The sequence below is a fragment of the Aestuariivirga sp. genome, from assembly GCF_046093005.1.
Classification (GTDB): Bacteria; Pseudomonadota; Alphaproteobacteria; order Rhizobiales; family Aestuariivirgaceae; genus Aestuariivirga.
On the sequence record NZ_JBJTER010000126.1, the window covers coordinates 1 to 14,809 of the forward strand.

Here is a 14,809-nt window from a genome sequence, read left to right on the forward strand (position 1 = left end):
CCCCATAAATGGGGAGAGGGAAAGATTGTCTCGCCCCGCGCAGGCGCGTCCGGGCGTGCAAAAAATCCTACCAGCCGCCGCCGCCACCGCCGCCGCCGCCGCCACCGGAGAATCCGCCGCCACCCGATCCGGAAGATCGCCCCGGCGGCGTGGCGGCTGCCGCGGCGCTCGCCGCCAGGCCCCGTCCCAGGCTGTCGGTGAAATCGCCGGTGCGGCCGGGGTTCCAGTGGCTGCCGGAATACCACACGGGTGCCGCCGCTCCCGCCGCTGCCGCGGCGGCCAGCACGGCTGCGAACTTGGCGTTCCACTCATTCTCGCAATCGAGCGCCAGCGCATAGGGAAGGTAGCGTTCGAAAAGCTCCGGCGTCTTCTCGGGCGGGTGCAGAACCTTGAGCCGTTCTTCCTCGGCGGTCGTGAGATAGAGGCGGAAGCCTTCGATCTGGTCGCGCAGGCGCTGGCCGCTTTCGGTCGGCGCGCGCAGCAGGTGATAGAAGATCACATTGAGCAGCCCGAACAGCGCCGCCGCCGCCGCCAGCACATAAAGCATGGTGGAGGCCTCTCCGCTGGCGAACATGCCGATGGGAACGAGGACGCCGGCCCCCACGAAAGGGATCAGGAACAACAGGCCGGCCAGAGAGGATATCTTTCCCCACAGACCGCGCGCCGCGGCGATGCCTCTGACCGAAGCCCAGCCGATGGCTATGATCATGCCCCACCAGCCGCCGAGGAAGGCCAATGGAAACAGGCTTTCGAAGCCACGCACCCGGGCAAACAGCAGCGCCGCCGCCGCGAGGAAAAGGATCGAAATTCCAAGCCCTGCCGCAAACCATCCGAGATTGCGCAGAAACGCCGTGCCCTCATATTCATCGGCCAGCGCGCCTTCGAGCGCATTCTTGGCGGCGGCCACGGTCTTCTGGTTGGCTTGCTTCAGCGCGGTGCTGCCCTCGGGGAGCGCGGCGTAAAGGACTTTTTCCGAAGCGGTGAGCGCGTCGCGCCCGCCCGCATCCGCCAGCTTGGTGATGGTGAAATCGCCGTCGTCGTCGGCGATCTTGAGCCGGCCCTTGACGGCAAGACCCACCAGCGCGGCGGCAAAGCTGCGGTCATCCGCGCCGTAACGGTTCAGGAACCTCACGCCCGCAGGCCCCAGCCCCTTGGGCGGGGTGAACAGCGGAATGATGTTGCCCTTGGCAGGGTCGCGCCCCACCCGGTTCCAGGCGAAGAGAAAATACAGGCCAGACACCAGAAGCCCCAGCCCCAGCGCGAAAAATCCGGCATTGTCCGAAATCCACCAGCCAAGTTTCTGGGCCGCCGCCGGCGCGGTCACGATGCCTTTCTGCCAGGCGACCGCCACCGTGAAGCCTTCCTGTGGCGCCAGGCGCCTGGTGGTCTCGGCTTCGAAAACATGGCCCGCGGCGGCAATCACCCGGGCATCCCGGTTCGTGCTTCCCTGTGCTCCGGTGTAGACCGCATCCCGGGACATGCTGGCCCCGGCGGGAAGCGCGATCCGCACCCGCGCCGCATCAATCGGAAACTCCCAGCCATTGCCGGTGACATTCCAATAGAGCTCGTCGAAATCCTCGAAGAAGCCGATCTGCCGGCTGGTTCGATAAACGATCTCGTAGCGATGCGGGCCATGTTCGAGGAACACATCCTTGTCGCCGATCCGCACCCGCACGCCATTGCTGAGTGGCTCGAGCGCATAAGGCTCGGGCCTGCCGTCGCGGGTCACGCTGATCACGTCGAACGCGACCGTCACCCGCTGCCCGGCGCGGTCATCATAGCTTGCCGGGAAATCGCGGAAGATGCCGCGCCGGATGTCAACGCCGTCCGCCTGGACGTCGATCGTCTCGCGCACGTTGAGCGTGGCATCGGCATTGACCGTCACGTCGCTGACGAATTGAATGATGCGCTCTTCGGCAAATGCCGGCGTGGCGATCGCCAGGAAGAGGCCGACCGCGAGGAAGAGAAGCTGACGCATCTCAGCGCGTCTTGAAATCGACCTTCGGCACTTCGCGCGCCGCAGCGTCGCCGATCTCAAAGAATTCGGCCTTCTCAAAATTGAACTGCCGCGCCACCAGATTGCTGGGGAAGCTCTCGATCATGGTGTTGAGGTTCCTGACCGCGCCGTTGTAGTAACGCCGCGACATCTGGATTTCATCCTCGATGCCGGAGAGCTTGTCCTGCAGGTCGCGGAAATTGGCGTCGGCCTTGAGTTCCGGATAGGCCTCGGCGATGGCGAAGATGCGGCCGAGCGCCTGGGTCATGGCCTGGCCGACAGCCGACTGTTCGGCGACCGTGCCGCCGGCGATGGACTTGGCGCGCAGCTCCGCGATGTCGCGGAACAGCTTGTCCTCGTGGGTGGCATAGCCCTTGACGGTTTCCACGAGATTGGGAACCAGGTCGGCCCGGCGGCGCAACTGAACGTCGATGCCGCTCCAGCCCTCGGCCACCAGGTTCTTGTTGCTGACCAGCGCGTTGTAGGCCCAGATCAGATAGGCGGCGACAGCGGCAACAAGGCCCAGAAGAATATAACCGATCATGCCCGTGCCCTCCTTCGCCCAACCGGACCTGTGATATGGGTGTTCCGGTTCTGTTTTTCAAGGCTTCCCGAGGCTGAAGGGCCGGTCATGGGTCAAGGACGGAATGCGCCGTCGGGTCTCGGCCACCTTTGAAATATCGATTTCAGCGAGGATTACCCCAGGCGCGTCGCCGGCCTCCGCCAGGATCTGGCCCCAGGGATCGACGATCAGCGAATGGCCATAGCATTCCGCCCCGCCGGAGAGCGTGCCGCCCTGGCTGGGGGAGATCACATAGGCGCCATTCTCGATGGCTCTCGCCCGCTGCAGCACGTGCCAGTGGGCCATGCCGGTAACCCGGGTGAAGGCGGCAGGGGCAGCCAGCATCTGCGCCCCCGCCTTGGCATAGGCGCGGTAGAGCATCGGAAAACGGATGTCATAGCAGATCGACAGGCCGATCGTGCCTTCCACGCAAGGCGCGATCACGCCTTTGTCGCCTGGCGCGATGGTGGCGGATTCGCGGTAGCTGTGGCCGCCGCCGAGGTCGATGTCGAAGAGATGGATCTTGTCGTAGCGCGCCGGGATTGTGCCCTCGGGCGAGAGCATGTAGCTGCGGTTGAAGATACGTCCGTCCGGCGACCTGACGCCGATCGAGCCCACCAGCAGCCAGATCCTGAGTTCGCTGGCCAGCCCCCGCAGGGCGGGCAGCGCCGGATGCTCTGATTCTGGATGGGCCACCGGAAACAGCTTGCCATCCTTGGTATCGAGCCCGGCGCAGTATTCGGGCGTTGCCACGAAGCTGGCGCCCTCCGCGGCGGCCTCGCGGATCAGGCGCGAAAGAACCGCGATGTCATGGCCAAGATCGGGCGTGGCGGTCGTCTGGATGCAGGCGGCGGTGAAGCTCATGAACCGTGCTTAGCGCTTTCCTGGTCCAGCGTGAAGAACGAGCGGATGGCATGCAGTGCGCTGCGGGCCTTGAGGCAGATCATCCATTCCTCCATTTCGGTGTCCCAGTCGGCGACCGGCAGCACTGTGAGCCTGCCGTCCGGCGCCAGTTCGCCACGCGCCATCACGGCGAGGCCCAAGCCCTGCGCCGCCGCCTCGCGCGCCGCCTCGCGGCCTTCGATCTCGATGGCGGCGGTCAGGCTGAGCCCGCGCCGTGCCGCTTCCTCGAGGATCAGCCGGCGGGTCACCGAGCCTTCCTCGCGCAGGATCAGCGGCAGCTTTGCCAGCGCCTCGAAGCCGATACTCTTCAGCCTCGCGAGTCGCGAACTGCGCTGCACCACCGCCACCAGCCGGTCGCTGCTCAGCTTGCGGGCGAGAAAGGCCTCGCCCGCCGGCCGCTCGGCGGTGACCGCGATGTCAATCGAGAAATCCTCGAGCCTTCTGATGAGCTGGGCGGAGTTTCCGGTGACCAGCCGTACCGTGAGCCGCGGATGGCGGACGCGGAAGCGCGCCAGGGCAGGCAGGATGTGCACCGCCGCGTCGGCGCCGATGGTGAGTTCGCCCTCTTCCAGTGTCTTGCCGCGCGACAGGAGTTCGGCCGCCTCGGCCTCCGCCTCGAATTGCCGCTCGGCGATGGCGAACAGCTTGCGGCCCATGCCGGTCAGCGCCACGCCCGAAGGCCCGCGGGTGAACAGCTGCACGCCGTAAGCCTCCTCCAGTTTCCGCACATGGTCGGACACGGCGGGCTGGGTCAGCCCCAGCGCCTCCGCCGCGCGCGAGAAGCCGCCATGCACGGCGACGGCATGAAAGGCCCTGAGCTGGGCGTGCCGCATATCATTCAAACCTATAAGGTACATCAGAACATACGATTTGACTGATGCCAGTCAAGCCGCCAGTTTCGGCAACGCTTTGACGGAGGCTCCCATGGACAAGCTCGCCCAGCGCTTCAACGGCCCGCCCGGCCAGGAAGACATGCCTTATCTGCTCACGCCGGGCCCGCTCACCACCTCGCGCACGGTGAAGGCCGCCATGCTGGCCGACTGGGGCTCGCGCGACATCGAGTTCCGCCGCCTGGTGGCGGACATCCGCAAGGGCCTTCTGGGCCTCGCCGGTTGTGACGGCGGCTATGAATGCGTGATCATGCAGGGCTCCGGCACCTTCGCCATCGAGGCCGCACTCGGCGCCTTCTGCCCCAAGACGGAGGGCAAGACGCTGGTGGTGGCCAATGGCGCCTATGGCGACCGCGCCGCCGCGATCCTCACCCGTCTCGGCCGCCCGGTGACCAGGATCGACAAGGGCGACAGCGCCGCCCCGACCGTTGAGGATGTTGTGACGGCACTCGACGCCGATCCGGCGTTGAGCCATGTCTGGATCATCCATTGCGAAACCACCTCGGGCATCGTCAACCCGATCGCCGCCATCGCCCGTGAAATGAGGCGCCGCGGCAAGATCTGCATGGTCGATGCCATGTCCTCCTTCGGGGCGCTGCCGCTCGACATGATGGATGGGATCGACGTGATGGTCTCTTCCTCCAACAAATGCATCGAGGGCGTTCCGGGCTTCTCCTATGTGCTGGTGAAGCGCGACCTGCTGCTCGCCTCGAAGGGCATGAGCCATTCGGTGGTGCTCGACCTCTATGAGCAGTGGAAGGGCCTTGAGGCCAACGGCCAGTTCCGCTTCACGCCGCCCACCCATGCCTTGGTGGCCTTTCACCAGGCCATGCAGGAGCATGCCGCCGAGGGCGGTGTTGCGGCGCGCGGCCAGCGCTATGCCAGGAACGCGCAGGTGCTCGTCAAGGGTATGCGCGCCATGGGCTTCGCGACGCTGCTCGCCGATCACGAGGCCGGCCCGATCATCCAGACCTTTCTCACGCCGCGTGACCCCAATTTCGATTTCGAGAAATTCTACGAGGAACTTCGCCGCCGCGGCTTCGCGATCTATCCCGGCAAGCTCACGAGGCGGCCGAGCTTCCGCATCGGCACCATCGGCAAGGTGGACGAGAAGGTGATGACGGCCGTGCTGGCGGCGATCAGCGCGGTGCTGCGCGAGATGAATGTCACCGACCTCGCGCCGCTGGAGGGGTAGGGACCGCATGAAAACCGTCACCGTCAACGGCCGTGACTACAACTGGCCCAAGGCTCCGCTGGTGGTCATCTGCTGCGATGGCAGCGAGCCCGCCTATATGGAAACCGCCATGGCGGCGGGGCTGATGCCAAATCTCCAGCGCATCATCGCCAGGGGCGAGAACCGCCGCGGCCTGTCGGTGATCCCCAGCTTCACCAATCCCAACAATCTTTCGATCGTCACCGGCCGGCCTCCTGCCGTGCACGGCATCTGCGGCAATTACCTGATCGACCCGGCGACCGGCCAGGAAACCATGATGAACGATCCGAAGTGGCTGCGCGCCCCCACCATCTTCGAGGCCTTCCAGAAGGCGGGCGCACGGGTGGCCGTGGTCACCGCCAAGGACAAGCTGCGCCTGCTGCTGGGCAAGGGCCTCGTCTTCGACGGCACGGCGGTGGCCTTTTCCTCCGAGAAGGCCGACAGGGTGACGCTGGCGGAGAACGGCATCGCCGATGCCTGTGGGCTCGCTGGCATGGGTGTTCCGGATGTCTACTCGGCGGGTCTTTCGGAATTCGTCTTCGCCGCGGGCGTCCGGCTGCTCTCCGGTTTCAAGCCGGACCTCATGTATCTGTCGACCACCGATTACGTGCAGCACAAATATCCGCCCGGCTCCGCGGGCGCCAACAGCTTCTATGCCATGATGGACCGCTATCTGGGCGCGCTTGACGAAGGCGGCGCCATCGTGGTGATCGTCGCCGACCACGGCATGAAGGACAAGCACCTCGCCGATGGCGCTCCCGACGTGATCTACCTGCAGGACCTGCTCGATGATGCCTTCGGCCCCGGCACGACGAAAGTGATCCTGCCGATCACCGATCCCTATGTGGTCCATCACGGTGCGCTTGGCAGCTTCGCGACCGTCTATGTCTATGGTCCGGACGTCAAGGAAGTGATGGCGGAGATCGCCTTGCAGCCCGGGATCGACGTCGTGGTGGACCGCGCCAGCGGCTGTGCCCGCTATGAACTGCCGCCGGACCGGATGGGCAATGTGATCGTGCTTTCCGGCGGCCCCGCCGGCACCAAGGTGATTGGCACCTCGCGCGCCAGGCACGATCTTTCGGGGCTCGACGCGCCGCTGCGTTCGCATGGCGGCCTCACCGAGCAGGAGATCCCGGTCATCGCCAACCGCAAATTCAGGAACGCCCCGGCCCAGCTGCGCAATTTCGATGCCTTCGCCCTGGGCTGCAACCACATCGTGGAGAACTGACATGAACGCACCCCAGGCCGATCATCCGGTGATCGCCGAAGCCATGCGGATCGGCGGCCGCAAGGTTGTGACCGAGGAGGTGGTGCCGGTGCATTACCCCTACACCGGCAACATGATCGGCACGGTTCCCGCTGGCCGCGCCGAGCACGCCGCCCAGGCCTTTGCCATCGCCAGGGCCTACAAGCCCAGGCTGTCCCGCTATGAGCGCCAGCAGATTCTGTTCCGCACGGCGGAATTGATCCGCCTGCGGAAGGATTCGCTCTCGGACCTGATCACGCTGGAACTTGGCATTTCGAAGAAGGATTCGCTTTATGAGGTGGGCCGCGCCTATGACGTTTATTCACTGGCCGGGCAGCTCGCCATTCTCGATGACGGGCAGATATTTTCCTGCGATGTGACGCCGCAGGGAAAGCCGCGCAAGATCTTCACCAAGCGCGAGCCGGCGGGCGTGATCTCCGCCATCACGCCTTTCAACCATCCGCTCAACATGGTGTCGCACAAAGTGGCCCCGGCGATCGCCACCAACAATTGCGTGGTCTGCAAGCCGACCGAGCTCACGCCCCTCACCTGCCTGGCGCTCGCTGACATTCTCTACGAGGCGGGCCTGCCGCCGGAGATGTTCCAGGTGGTCACCGGCTGGCCGGACGAGATCGGCGACGAGATGGTGACCAACCCGGAGATCGGCGTCATCACTTTCACCGGCGGCGTGCGGGTGGGAAAGATCATCGCCGCCAAGGCCGGCTACCGCCGCGCCGCGCTGGAATTAGGCGGCAACGATCCGCTGATCATCCTCGATGATCTCTCCGACAGCGACCTCGACAAGGCGGCGGACCTCGCCGTTGCCGGCGCCACGCGAAACTCAGGCCAGCGCTGCACGGCGGTGAAGCGCATCCTGGTGCAGGAGCGGGTGGCTGACCGCTTCGTGGAAAAGGTTCTGGCCCGCGCCCAGGCGATCAGCTTCGGCGACCCGATGGACCCGGCCACCGAGCTTGGCACGGTGGTGCATGAGGACGCCGCACGCATGTTCGAGGACCGCGTCCACAGGGCGGCGGAGCAGGGCGCGAGGGTGCTCTACAATCCCGGCCGCCGGGGGGCGCTGCTGCCGCCGATCACCGTCGATTTCGTGCCGCACCGGTCGGACCTCGTGTTCGAGGAAACCTTCGGTCCCATCATACCGATCGTGCGGGTGCCCAATGACGACGCCGAGGTCATCCGCATTTCCAACTCCACGCCGTTTGGCCTGTCATCGGGTGTGTGCACCAATCATCTGAGCCGCATCACCCGCTTCATCGAGGGCCTCGAGGTGGGCACGGTCAACATCTGGGAGGTGCCCGGCTACCGGATCGAGATGTCGCCCTTCGGCGGCATCAAGGACTCGGGCAACGGCGTCAAGGAAGGGGTGATGGAGGCGATGAAGTTCTTCACCAATGTGAAGACCTGGTCGCTGCCCTGGCCACAGTGATGGCGCCCAGGGATCGCATTCGCACCGCGTGACCATGCATGACGCCAAGCCCCGGAGTTTCGGCGCCGGTAACCGGGCCATCAAAGATGCGATTGGAACGGGTCTGCGCGGCCGGATAGCTGGCCGTCCGATCCATCTCACATCTTTGTCCTGACAGAGCACTGCCATCTTGAACACGCGAACGGTCCTTGTCCGGTGTGGATCGAGCGTGGCATGGTCAACCGCGAAAGGAGCGAGCAGTGCGGAGGCCGGACCCCAAGGACGTAAGTTTCTCTGGCAAAGCCACCGGTTTCTCCCGTCTGGCTCCTGCCGCGTTGTTGTTCATGTCGGCGGCGGGAAGAGGACAAGCGGTGGCTTCGGCACGCCGGAAGACGGCGCGTGTGGTGTTGCCGGCCCTTGTCGTCCTTGCCATGTTGTCAAGTCAAGTCCTTGCCGGGGAAAACTCAGCCGTGCCACTCCCAGATACCATTTCGCCTGAAGCGAAGACCGTCATCGAATTCCTCGAAGGTGCCGGACTGAAGCAACTTGCGGCGCCGGCGCCTGACGACCTTCCGGGCTGGCAGGCGTTGCACGCCGGGCAGGAAAAGGCGCTGGAAGAGGCCAATCGCGTGGTCCTTGAGCGGACGGGCGGAACCGTCGCGACTGCGAGGATCGGCGGTGTGCCCGTTCTTGACGTGCGGCCAAGAGGCTGGACGGAGGATGACCGCGTGGTTGTCTATATTCATGGTGGCGCCTTCACGCTGTTCAGTGCCCGCTCGATGGCGGGGATGGCGGCACTGGTGGCGCAAGCCAGCGGCCTGCGGGTCATCTCTGTCGACTACACCAATCCGCCCGCGGTACACTGGGATACGGTACAGGCGCAGGTCAGCGCGGTCTTGAGGGCGATCGTTGCTGACGGAACGCCGATGAACCGCATCGCGCTGTTCGGTGACTCGGCGGGTGGCAATCTCGCCATGCGCGCGGTCATCAACCTTCGCGATGAAGGCGTGGCGCTGCCGGCTGCCGTGCTGCTTTTCTCCCCCTGGGCCGACCTCTCCAACTCCGGGGACACAAGCATCACGCTCGCCGACGCGGACCCGACGCTGTCCTACGAGGGGCTGCTCGGTGCCTCGGCGCGCGCCTATGCGGGAACGCTGGACCTCAAGGATCCGCGGGTGTCACCCCTCTACGGCGACTTCAGCAGAGGATTTCCGCCGACGATGATCCAGGACGGGACCCGGACGATACTGCTCAGCACAAGTGTGCGCACCTACCGGGTGCTCAAGGCGGCGAAGGTGGACGTGGTCATCGATCTTTACGAGGGTATGTGGCATGTCTTCCAGGGGGCGCCTGCGCCGGAAGCGAGCGAGGCACTGGCGAACGCCGGCGTCTTCCTCAGGTCGCACCTCAAGTAGCTGAGAATCTTTCCACCACGACGCGCCGCCCGCGGCGACGAGGGCAGGGGCACGGCAGATCGGGGAATTTGCTTCTGCAAAAAATGGTGCCCAGGGGCGGAATCGAACCACCGACACGCGGATTTTCAGTCCGCTGCTCTACCAACTGAGCTACCTGGGCGGCCGGGCAGTGGCGGGTGTATAGGAGATCGCCCGGCCACTGGCAAGCCCCTCATTTCGTCCGGGGTGAGACAAAAACCTTCGTTTGATCAATAGCCTACCGCAGTTGCGAAAACATTCCTGCCAACTCCCTGCGAAAGTCCAATAACCCGGCGTGGCGGTTTTCGATATGTATCGACGCCAAGGGCGGAGCCTTGAGTGGGGGCGATCCGTCCGTGCAACCAACGGACGGCGCCAAGGCCCGTCCAGGACCAAGGGGGAGTTCACATGGCAGAAACAGCAACAGCCCGCCCGGGCAGTGCGCGATCGCGGCCGATGACCGCGGAAGAGAAAAAGGTGATCGTCGCCTCATCGGCCGGCACCATCTTCGAGTGGTATGACTTCTATCTTTACGGTTCTCTCGCGGCGATCATCGGCGCGCAGTTCTTCACCGCCTTCCCGGAAGCAACGCGCAATGTGTTTGCCTTGCTGGCCTTCGCGGCGGGCTTTATCGTGCGGCCGCTGGGCGCGCTGGTGTTCGGCATGCTGGGCGACCTCGTCGGCCGCAAATACACCTTCCTCATGACCATCCTGATCATGGGCCTGTCAACCTTCCTGGTCGGCCTCCTGCCCAATTACAATGCCTGGGGCGCGGCGGCGCCGATCATCCTGATCGCACTGCGCATGGCCCAGGGCCTGGCGCTCGGCGGCGAATATGGCGGCGCGGCGATCTATGTCGCCGAACACGCCCCGCCTGACCGGCGCGGCTATTACACCTCCTTCATCCAGACCACGGCAACGCTCGGCCTTCTCCTGTCGCTGATCGTGATCCTCGTGGTGCAGGGCTATGTGAACAGCCACTATCCCGAGACGGCGGTGCTTGACGCCGCCGGCGCCGCGGTGATGAATCCCGATGGCACGCCGCAGATGATGAAGGCGTTCAATGCCTGGGGCTGGCGCATTCCGTTCCTCGGCTCGATCGTCCTGCTGCTGATCTCGCTCTATATCCGCCTGCAGATGAACGAGTCGCCCGCCTTCAAGCGCATGAAGGAAGAGGGTTCGGCCTCCAAGGCGCCGCTGCGCGAGGCTTTCGGCAACTGGCGCAATGGCAAGATCGCGCTGATCGCGCTTCTGGGCCTTGTGGCCGGCCAGGCCGTGGTCTGGTACACGGGCCAGTTCTACGCGCTGTTCTTCCTGCAGAACGTCATCAAGCTCGACAGCTTCACGGCCAACGTGCTGGTGGCGTGGTCGCTGATCCTCGGCACCGCTGGCTTTCTGTTCTTTGGTTCGCTGTCAGACCGGATCGGCCGCAAGCCGATCATCCTGGCGGGCTGCCTGATCGCCGCGATCAGCTATATGCCGGTGTTTAAGCTGCTGACGAGTGTCGCCAACCCGGTGCTCTTCGCTGCCCAGCAGACACCGGTCACGGTGAGCGCTGATCCGGCTGATTGCTCGTTCCAGTTCAACCCGACGGGCACCCTCAAGTTCACCAACTCCTGCGACGTGGCCAAGGCCCAGCTGCAGCGCACGTCGGTGAACTATTCGACGGTCGCCGCTCCGGCTGGCAGCATCGCCGAGATAAAGGTCGGCGAGACGGTCGTGCCGTCCTTCAACGCCGCCGCCAATGCCGCCGCCATCAAGGCGGCGACGGAAGCGCTCACGGCCGCCAAGGCGGGAACCGACCAGGCGGCAATCGACGCCGCCCAGGCGGCCCTCGACAAGGAGAAGGCGGTCAAGCCGGGCTTCGAGAAGGCGCTCAACGAGGCCCTGAAGGCGGCTGGCTATCCGCTGGTTGCGGCGGACAACCCGTCGATCGCGAAAGCCTCCAACTTCGTTGATATTTTCACCGGCCAGAAGCTGTCGATCATCGCGATCCTCACCTTCCTGATCATTCTGGTGACCATGGTGTATGGCCCGATCGCGGCGGCGCTTGTCGAGCTCTATCCGACGCGCATCCGCTACTCCGGCCTGTCGCTGCCCTACCACATCGGCAATGGCTGGTTCGGCGGTCTGATGCCCGCCACCGCCTTCGCGATCTCGGCGCAGACCGGCAACATCTATTCCGGCCTGTGGTATGCGATCATCATCGCCCTGATGACGGTGGTGATCGGCGCCATCTTCGTGCCGGGCGGCACCCACAAGAAGGATATCTTCGCCGACGATCTGCGGCGCTGATCCATCCTGCAACTTGAAACGCGGCGGGCCGGGGTTTTCCCGGCCCGTTGTGTTTGGTCAGGACTTTGTCTTGACGATCGCCTGCCAGGCGAGCCAGAACACGCCCGCGATCACCGCGTTGACGGCAAGGCCCGTCGCGATGGCGAGCCATTGCGGCACGCCGGGCAGGGGCATGGTTGTGGGGATGATCACCGCCACGAACACGATGCCCGCCAGCAGAGGCAGCAACACGCCGGTCTGCGCGCGGGTGCGCCAGGCCGTATAGATCAGCGCCGCCAAGAGGCCGAGGCGGAAGACGTCCGTGAACTGTTGCACCAGCAGCGCGGAGATATTCATGTGGCGGTTCCTCCCGGCTGCCTATTCATAACAAGCTCATGGCCAAACACAACCTATGCCGGGCGCGGGCCATGATGACGTGTCGAACTAAGGTCGGTGTTCCATGTGGTTGCGGGATATGTTGATCTCCGGCCCATGCGCATCGCCCTGATGTCCGATGTCCATGCCAACCTGCCGGCACTCGACGCCTGTCTCGCTGCCGCGGCGCGGCTCGAGGCTGAAAGCCTGGCTTTTCTCGGCGATCTGGTGGGTTATGGGCCCGATCCCGAAGCGGTCATCAACCGGGTGCGGCCATTGGCCGAGGCCGGCGCCATCATGGTGCTCGGCAATCATGATCTTGCGGTGCTGAAGCCCACGAACAACATGAATGCCGCGGCTGCCCAGGCATTGGCCTGGACGCGCGCGCGGTTGAGCGAGGCGTCGGCCTCCTTCCTCGCGCGGCTGCCGTTCGAGCTTCGCCTGGATGATCTCTTGTTCGTGCATGCCGATGCCTCCGATCCGGCGGCCTGGCATTATGTGACCGATGCCGGGGCGGCGCGCGCCAGCCTGTCGCGCTGCCCCGCCCGGGTGACCTTCTGCGGGCATGTGCATGTGCCAGCCCTCTATTGCCTGTCGGCCACGGACAAACTCATCTCGCATGTTCCCGTCACGGAGGTTGCCACGCCGCTGCTGGCGCAGCGCAAGTGGCTTGCGGTTCTGGGCGCGGTGGGCCAGCCGCGCGATGGCAACACCTCGGCGTCCTTCGCCGTCTACGACACCGCCGCAAGGACCCTGACCTATCACCGCGCGCCTTATGACGTCGAAAGTGTGGTGCAGCACATCCGCGCCCTGGGCCTGCCGGACTCCCTGGCGGAGCGGCTTCTGGAGGGGCGCTGAGTGGTCAAGGGCAAGCTCGGCATTGGCACCGTGCTCGACGGCTTTCGCATCGACAAGCTCACCCATGCCGGCGGCATGGCGCATCTGTGGAGCGTCACCCGCGAGGCCGACGGCGCCGGATTCCTGATGAAGACGCCGGTGGTCTATGAGGGCGAGGACCCCGCCGCCATCGTCAGCTTCGAGATGGAGCAGATGATCATGCCGCACCTCAAGGGTCCGCATGCGCCCCGCCACATCGCCAACGGCGATTTCGCCACCCAGCCCTATATCGTCATGGAGCAGCTTCCCGGCGACACGCTGCTGCCGCAGCTGCAATCGCTGCCGCTTGGCGTTGACAAGGTGGCGGCGCTCGGCGCGGCGGTGGCCGATGCGCTGGTCTCGCTCCATGGCCAGGGTGTGGTCCATCTCGATGTGAAGCCGTCGAACATCATGTTCCGCTCATCGGGGGAGGCGGTGCTGATCGACTACGGCCTCGCGCACCACCGCGACCTGCCGGACCTGATGCAGGCGGAGTTCCGGCTGCCCTATGGCACCGCGCCCTATATGGCGCCGGAGCAGGTGCTGGGCATCCGCCACGATCCGCGCAGCGACATCTTCGCGCTGGGCGCGCTGATGTATTTCTTCGCCACCGGCACGCGGCCGTTCGGCGATCCGCGGACGCTCGCAGGCCTCAAGCGGCGGCTGTGGCGCGATCCGGCGCCGCCCCGCAAGCTCAACCCGGCGCTGCCGCCGTGGTTCCAGGAAATCGTTCTGCGCTGCCTCGAGGTGAAGGCCTCGCGGCGCTACCCCACGGCGGCGCAGCTTGCCCATGATCTCCGCCACCCGGAGCAGGTGATGCTCACGGCGCGGTCCGGGAAGCGCGAGAAAGACGGTTTCTTCGCGGTGCTCAGGCGCAAGGGCGAGCCCGAAATGAGCCTCATCGACCGTCCGCCGCGCCGGGCGGAGGCCTCCGATGCGCCGATCGTCCTGGTGGCGGTAAACCTCGACGACATGACGCCGGAGCTGGCCGGCAAGCTCCGCACGACCGCGCTCCGCATTCTGGAGCGTGCGCCACAGGCCCGGCTTGCGGTGCTCAATGTACAGAAGCTGAACCGCATCGCGCTGGACCAGACGCTGGATGCGGAGGGCAACAACAAGCATGTGCAGCGGCTCGCCGCGCTGAAGGACTGGGCGCGGCCCCTGCGGATCGAAGACGCACAGGTGACGTATCACGTGCTGGAGGCGGTGGACCCGGCGGACGCCATTCTGGACTATGCGCGCCTCAACAACGTCGATCACATCGTGATGGGGGCGCGCGCCAGCTCCGCCATGCGGAAGCTCCTCGGCAGCGTCTCGGCCAAAGTTGCGGCGGAGGCGCCTTGCAGCGTGACAGTGACGCGAAACCGCGCACATGCGAAAACCTAGCCGCGGCGGCGCCGCAACCAGCCCGGCCGGTTGCTTGTCCTGGCCTGACCTGCCGCACAGGCGAGCCTTGCCCCGCCGCCGCATTATCGGCTATGAGCCTGCTCGCAAGCAGCAGCCGCAATCGGGGTGTAGCGCAGTCTGGTAGCGCACCTGCCTTGGGCGCAGGGGGTCGTCAGTTCGAATCTGGCCACCCCGACCACGGCCTGCCGGAACGTTGAGCCATACGAGAAAG

12 protein-coding genes and 2 tRNA genes are annotated in these 14,809 nt (G+C 65.3%); 8 read left to right on the forward strand and 6 right to left on the reverse strand.

What is annotated here, in order from left to right:
* Nucleotides 1-67: 67 nt before the first annotated feature.
* From ACKOED_RS10950 to ACKOED_RS10965, 4 genes are read right to left on the reverse strand one after another with little or no spacing between them, the layout of a single operon-like run.
* On the reverse strand, nucleotides 68-1,978 hold the full coding sequence (locus ACKOED_RS10950; RefSeq protein WP_408916632.1) for a DUF2207 domain-containing protein: 1,911 nt from the start codon (nucleotides 1,976-1,978) through the stop codon (nucleotides 68-70).
* A gap of 1 nt (nucleotide 1,979) precedes the next feature.
* Nucleotides 1,980-2,540, reverse strand: a complete 561-nt coding sequence (locus ACKOED_RS10955; RefSeq protein WP_408916633.1) for a LemA family protein — start codon at nucleotides 2,538-2,540, stop codon at nucleotides 1,980-1,982.
* Between the two features lie 57 nt (nucleotides 2,541-2,597).
* A complete protein-coding gene (locus tag ACKOED_RS10960; RefSeq protein ID WP_408916634.1) occupies nucleotides 2,598-3,422 on the reverse strand; it encodes a carbon-nitrogen hydrolase family protein in 825 nt (274 codons plus the stop codon).
* The gene (locus tag ACKOED_RS10965; protein WP_408916635.1) at nucleotides 3,419-4,294 is read right to left on the reverse strand and encodes a LysR substrate-binding domain-containing protein; all 876 of its coding nucleotides are present in this window, start codon (nucleotides 4,292-4,294) and stop codon (nucleotides 3,419-3,421) included. Before ACKOED_RS10965 ends, ACKOED_RS10960 begins: the two co-directional genes overlap by 4 nt.
* Nucleotides 4,295-4,385: 91 nt before the next feature.
* Between ACKOED_RS10965 and ACKOED_RS10970 the strand changes: the two genes are divergently transcribed.
* The 4 genes from ACKOED_RS10970 to ACKOED_RS10985 all read left to right on the forward strand — a co-directional run bounded on the left by ACKOED_RS10970 (nucleotide 4,386) and on the right by ACKOED_RS10985 (nucleotide 9,648).
* Entirely contained in the window at nucleotides 4,386-5,546 is a 1,161-nt protein-coding gene (locus tag ACKOED_RS10970) for a 2-aminoethylphosphonate--pyruvate transaminase (RefSeq protein WP_408916636.1), read from the forward strand.
* Nucleotides 5,547-5,553: 7 nt separating this feature from the next.
* A complete protein-coding gene (gene phnA, locus ACKOED_RS10975) occupies nucleotides 5,554-6,792 on the forward strand; it encodes a phosphonoacetate hydrolase (RefSeq protein WP_408916637.1) in 1,239 nt (412 codons plus the stop codon).
* 1 nt (nucleotide 6,793) lies between these two features.
* Complete coding sequence (gene phnY, locus ACKOED_RS10980) at nucleotides 6,794-8,254, forward strand: phosphonoacetaldehyde dehydrogenase (protein ID WP_408916638.1); 1,461 nt, start codon at nucleotides 6,794-6,796, stop codon at nucleotides 8,252-8,254.
* A 449-nt stretch (nucleotides 8,255-8,703) separates the two neighbouring features.
* Nucleotides 8,704-9,648, forward strand: coding sequence for an alpha/beta hydrolase (locus ACKOED_RS10985; RefSeq protein ID WP_408916639.1), 945 nt, complete (start codon nucleotides 8,704-8,706; stop codon nucleotides 9,646-9,648).
* Between the two features lie 84 nt (nucleotides 9,649-9,732).
* On the opposite strand, the gene ACKOED_RS10990 is transcribed toward ACKOED_RS10985, so the two are convergent.
* Nucleotides 9,733-9,808, reverse strand: a tRNA-Phe gene (locus ACKOED_RS10990).
* A gap of 314 nt (nucleotides 9,809-10,122) precedes the next feature.
* Here ACKOED_RS10990 and ACKOED_RS10995 point away from each other — a divergent pair.
* Entirely contained in the window at nucleotides 10,123-11,961 is a 1,839-nt protein-coding gene (locus ACKOED_RS10995; protein ID WP_408916677.1) for an MFS transporter, read from the forward strand.
* A 57-nt stretch (nucleotides 11,962-12,018) separates the two neighbouring features.
* Here the strand turns inward: ACKOED_RS10995 and ACKOED_RS11000 are convergent, their stop codons facing one another.
* Nucleotides 12,019-12,297: a hypothetical protein gene (locus tag ACKOED_RS11000; RefSeq protein WP_408916640.1), complete on the reverse strand. Its 279-nt coding sequence runs from the start codon at nucleotides 12,295-12,297 to the stop codon at nucleotides 12,019-12,021.
* A gap of 135 nt (nucleotides 12,298-12,432) precedes the next feature.
* Between ACKOED_RS11000 and ACKOED_RS11005 the strand changes: the two genes are divergently transcribed.
* From ACKOED_RS11005 to ACKOED_RS11015, 3 genes are all read left to right on the forward strand, one after another.
* A complete protein-coding gene (locus tag ACKOED_RS11005) occupies nucleotides 12,433-13,173 on the forward strand; it encodes a metallophosphoesterase family protein (protein WP_408916641.1) in 741 nt (246 codons plus the stop codon).
* Nucleotides 13,174-14,577 carry a serine/threonine protein kinase gene (locus tag ACKOED_RS11010; RefSeq protein WP_408916642.1) on the forward strand — a complete coding sequence of 468 codons (1,404 nt, stop codon included), beginning with the start codon at nucleotides 13,174-13,176 and terminating at the stop codon, nucleotides 14,575-14,577. It abuts the gene before it with no gap.
* Nucleotides 14,578-14,699: 122 nt separating this feature from the next.
* Nucleotides 14,700-14,776, forward strand: a tRNA-Pro gene (locus ACKOED_RS11015).
* Nucleotides 14,777-14,809: the final 33 nt, after the last annotated feature.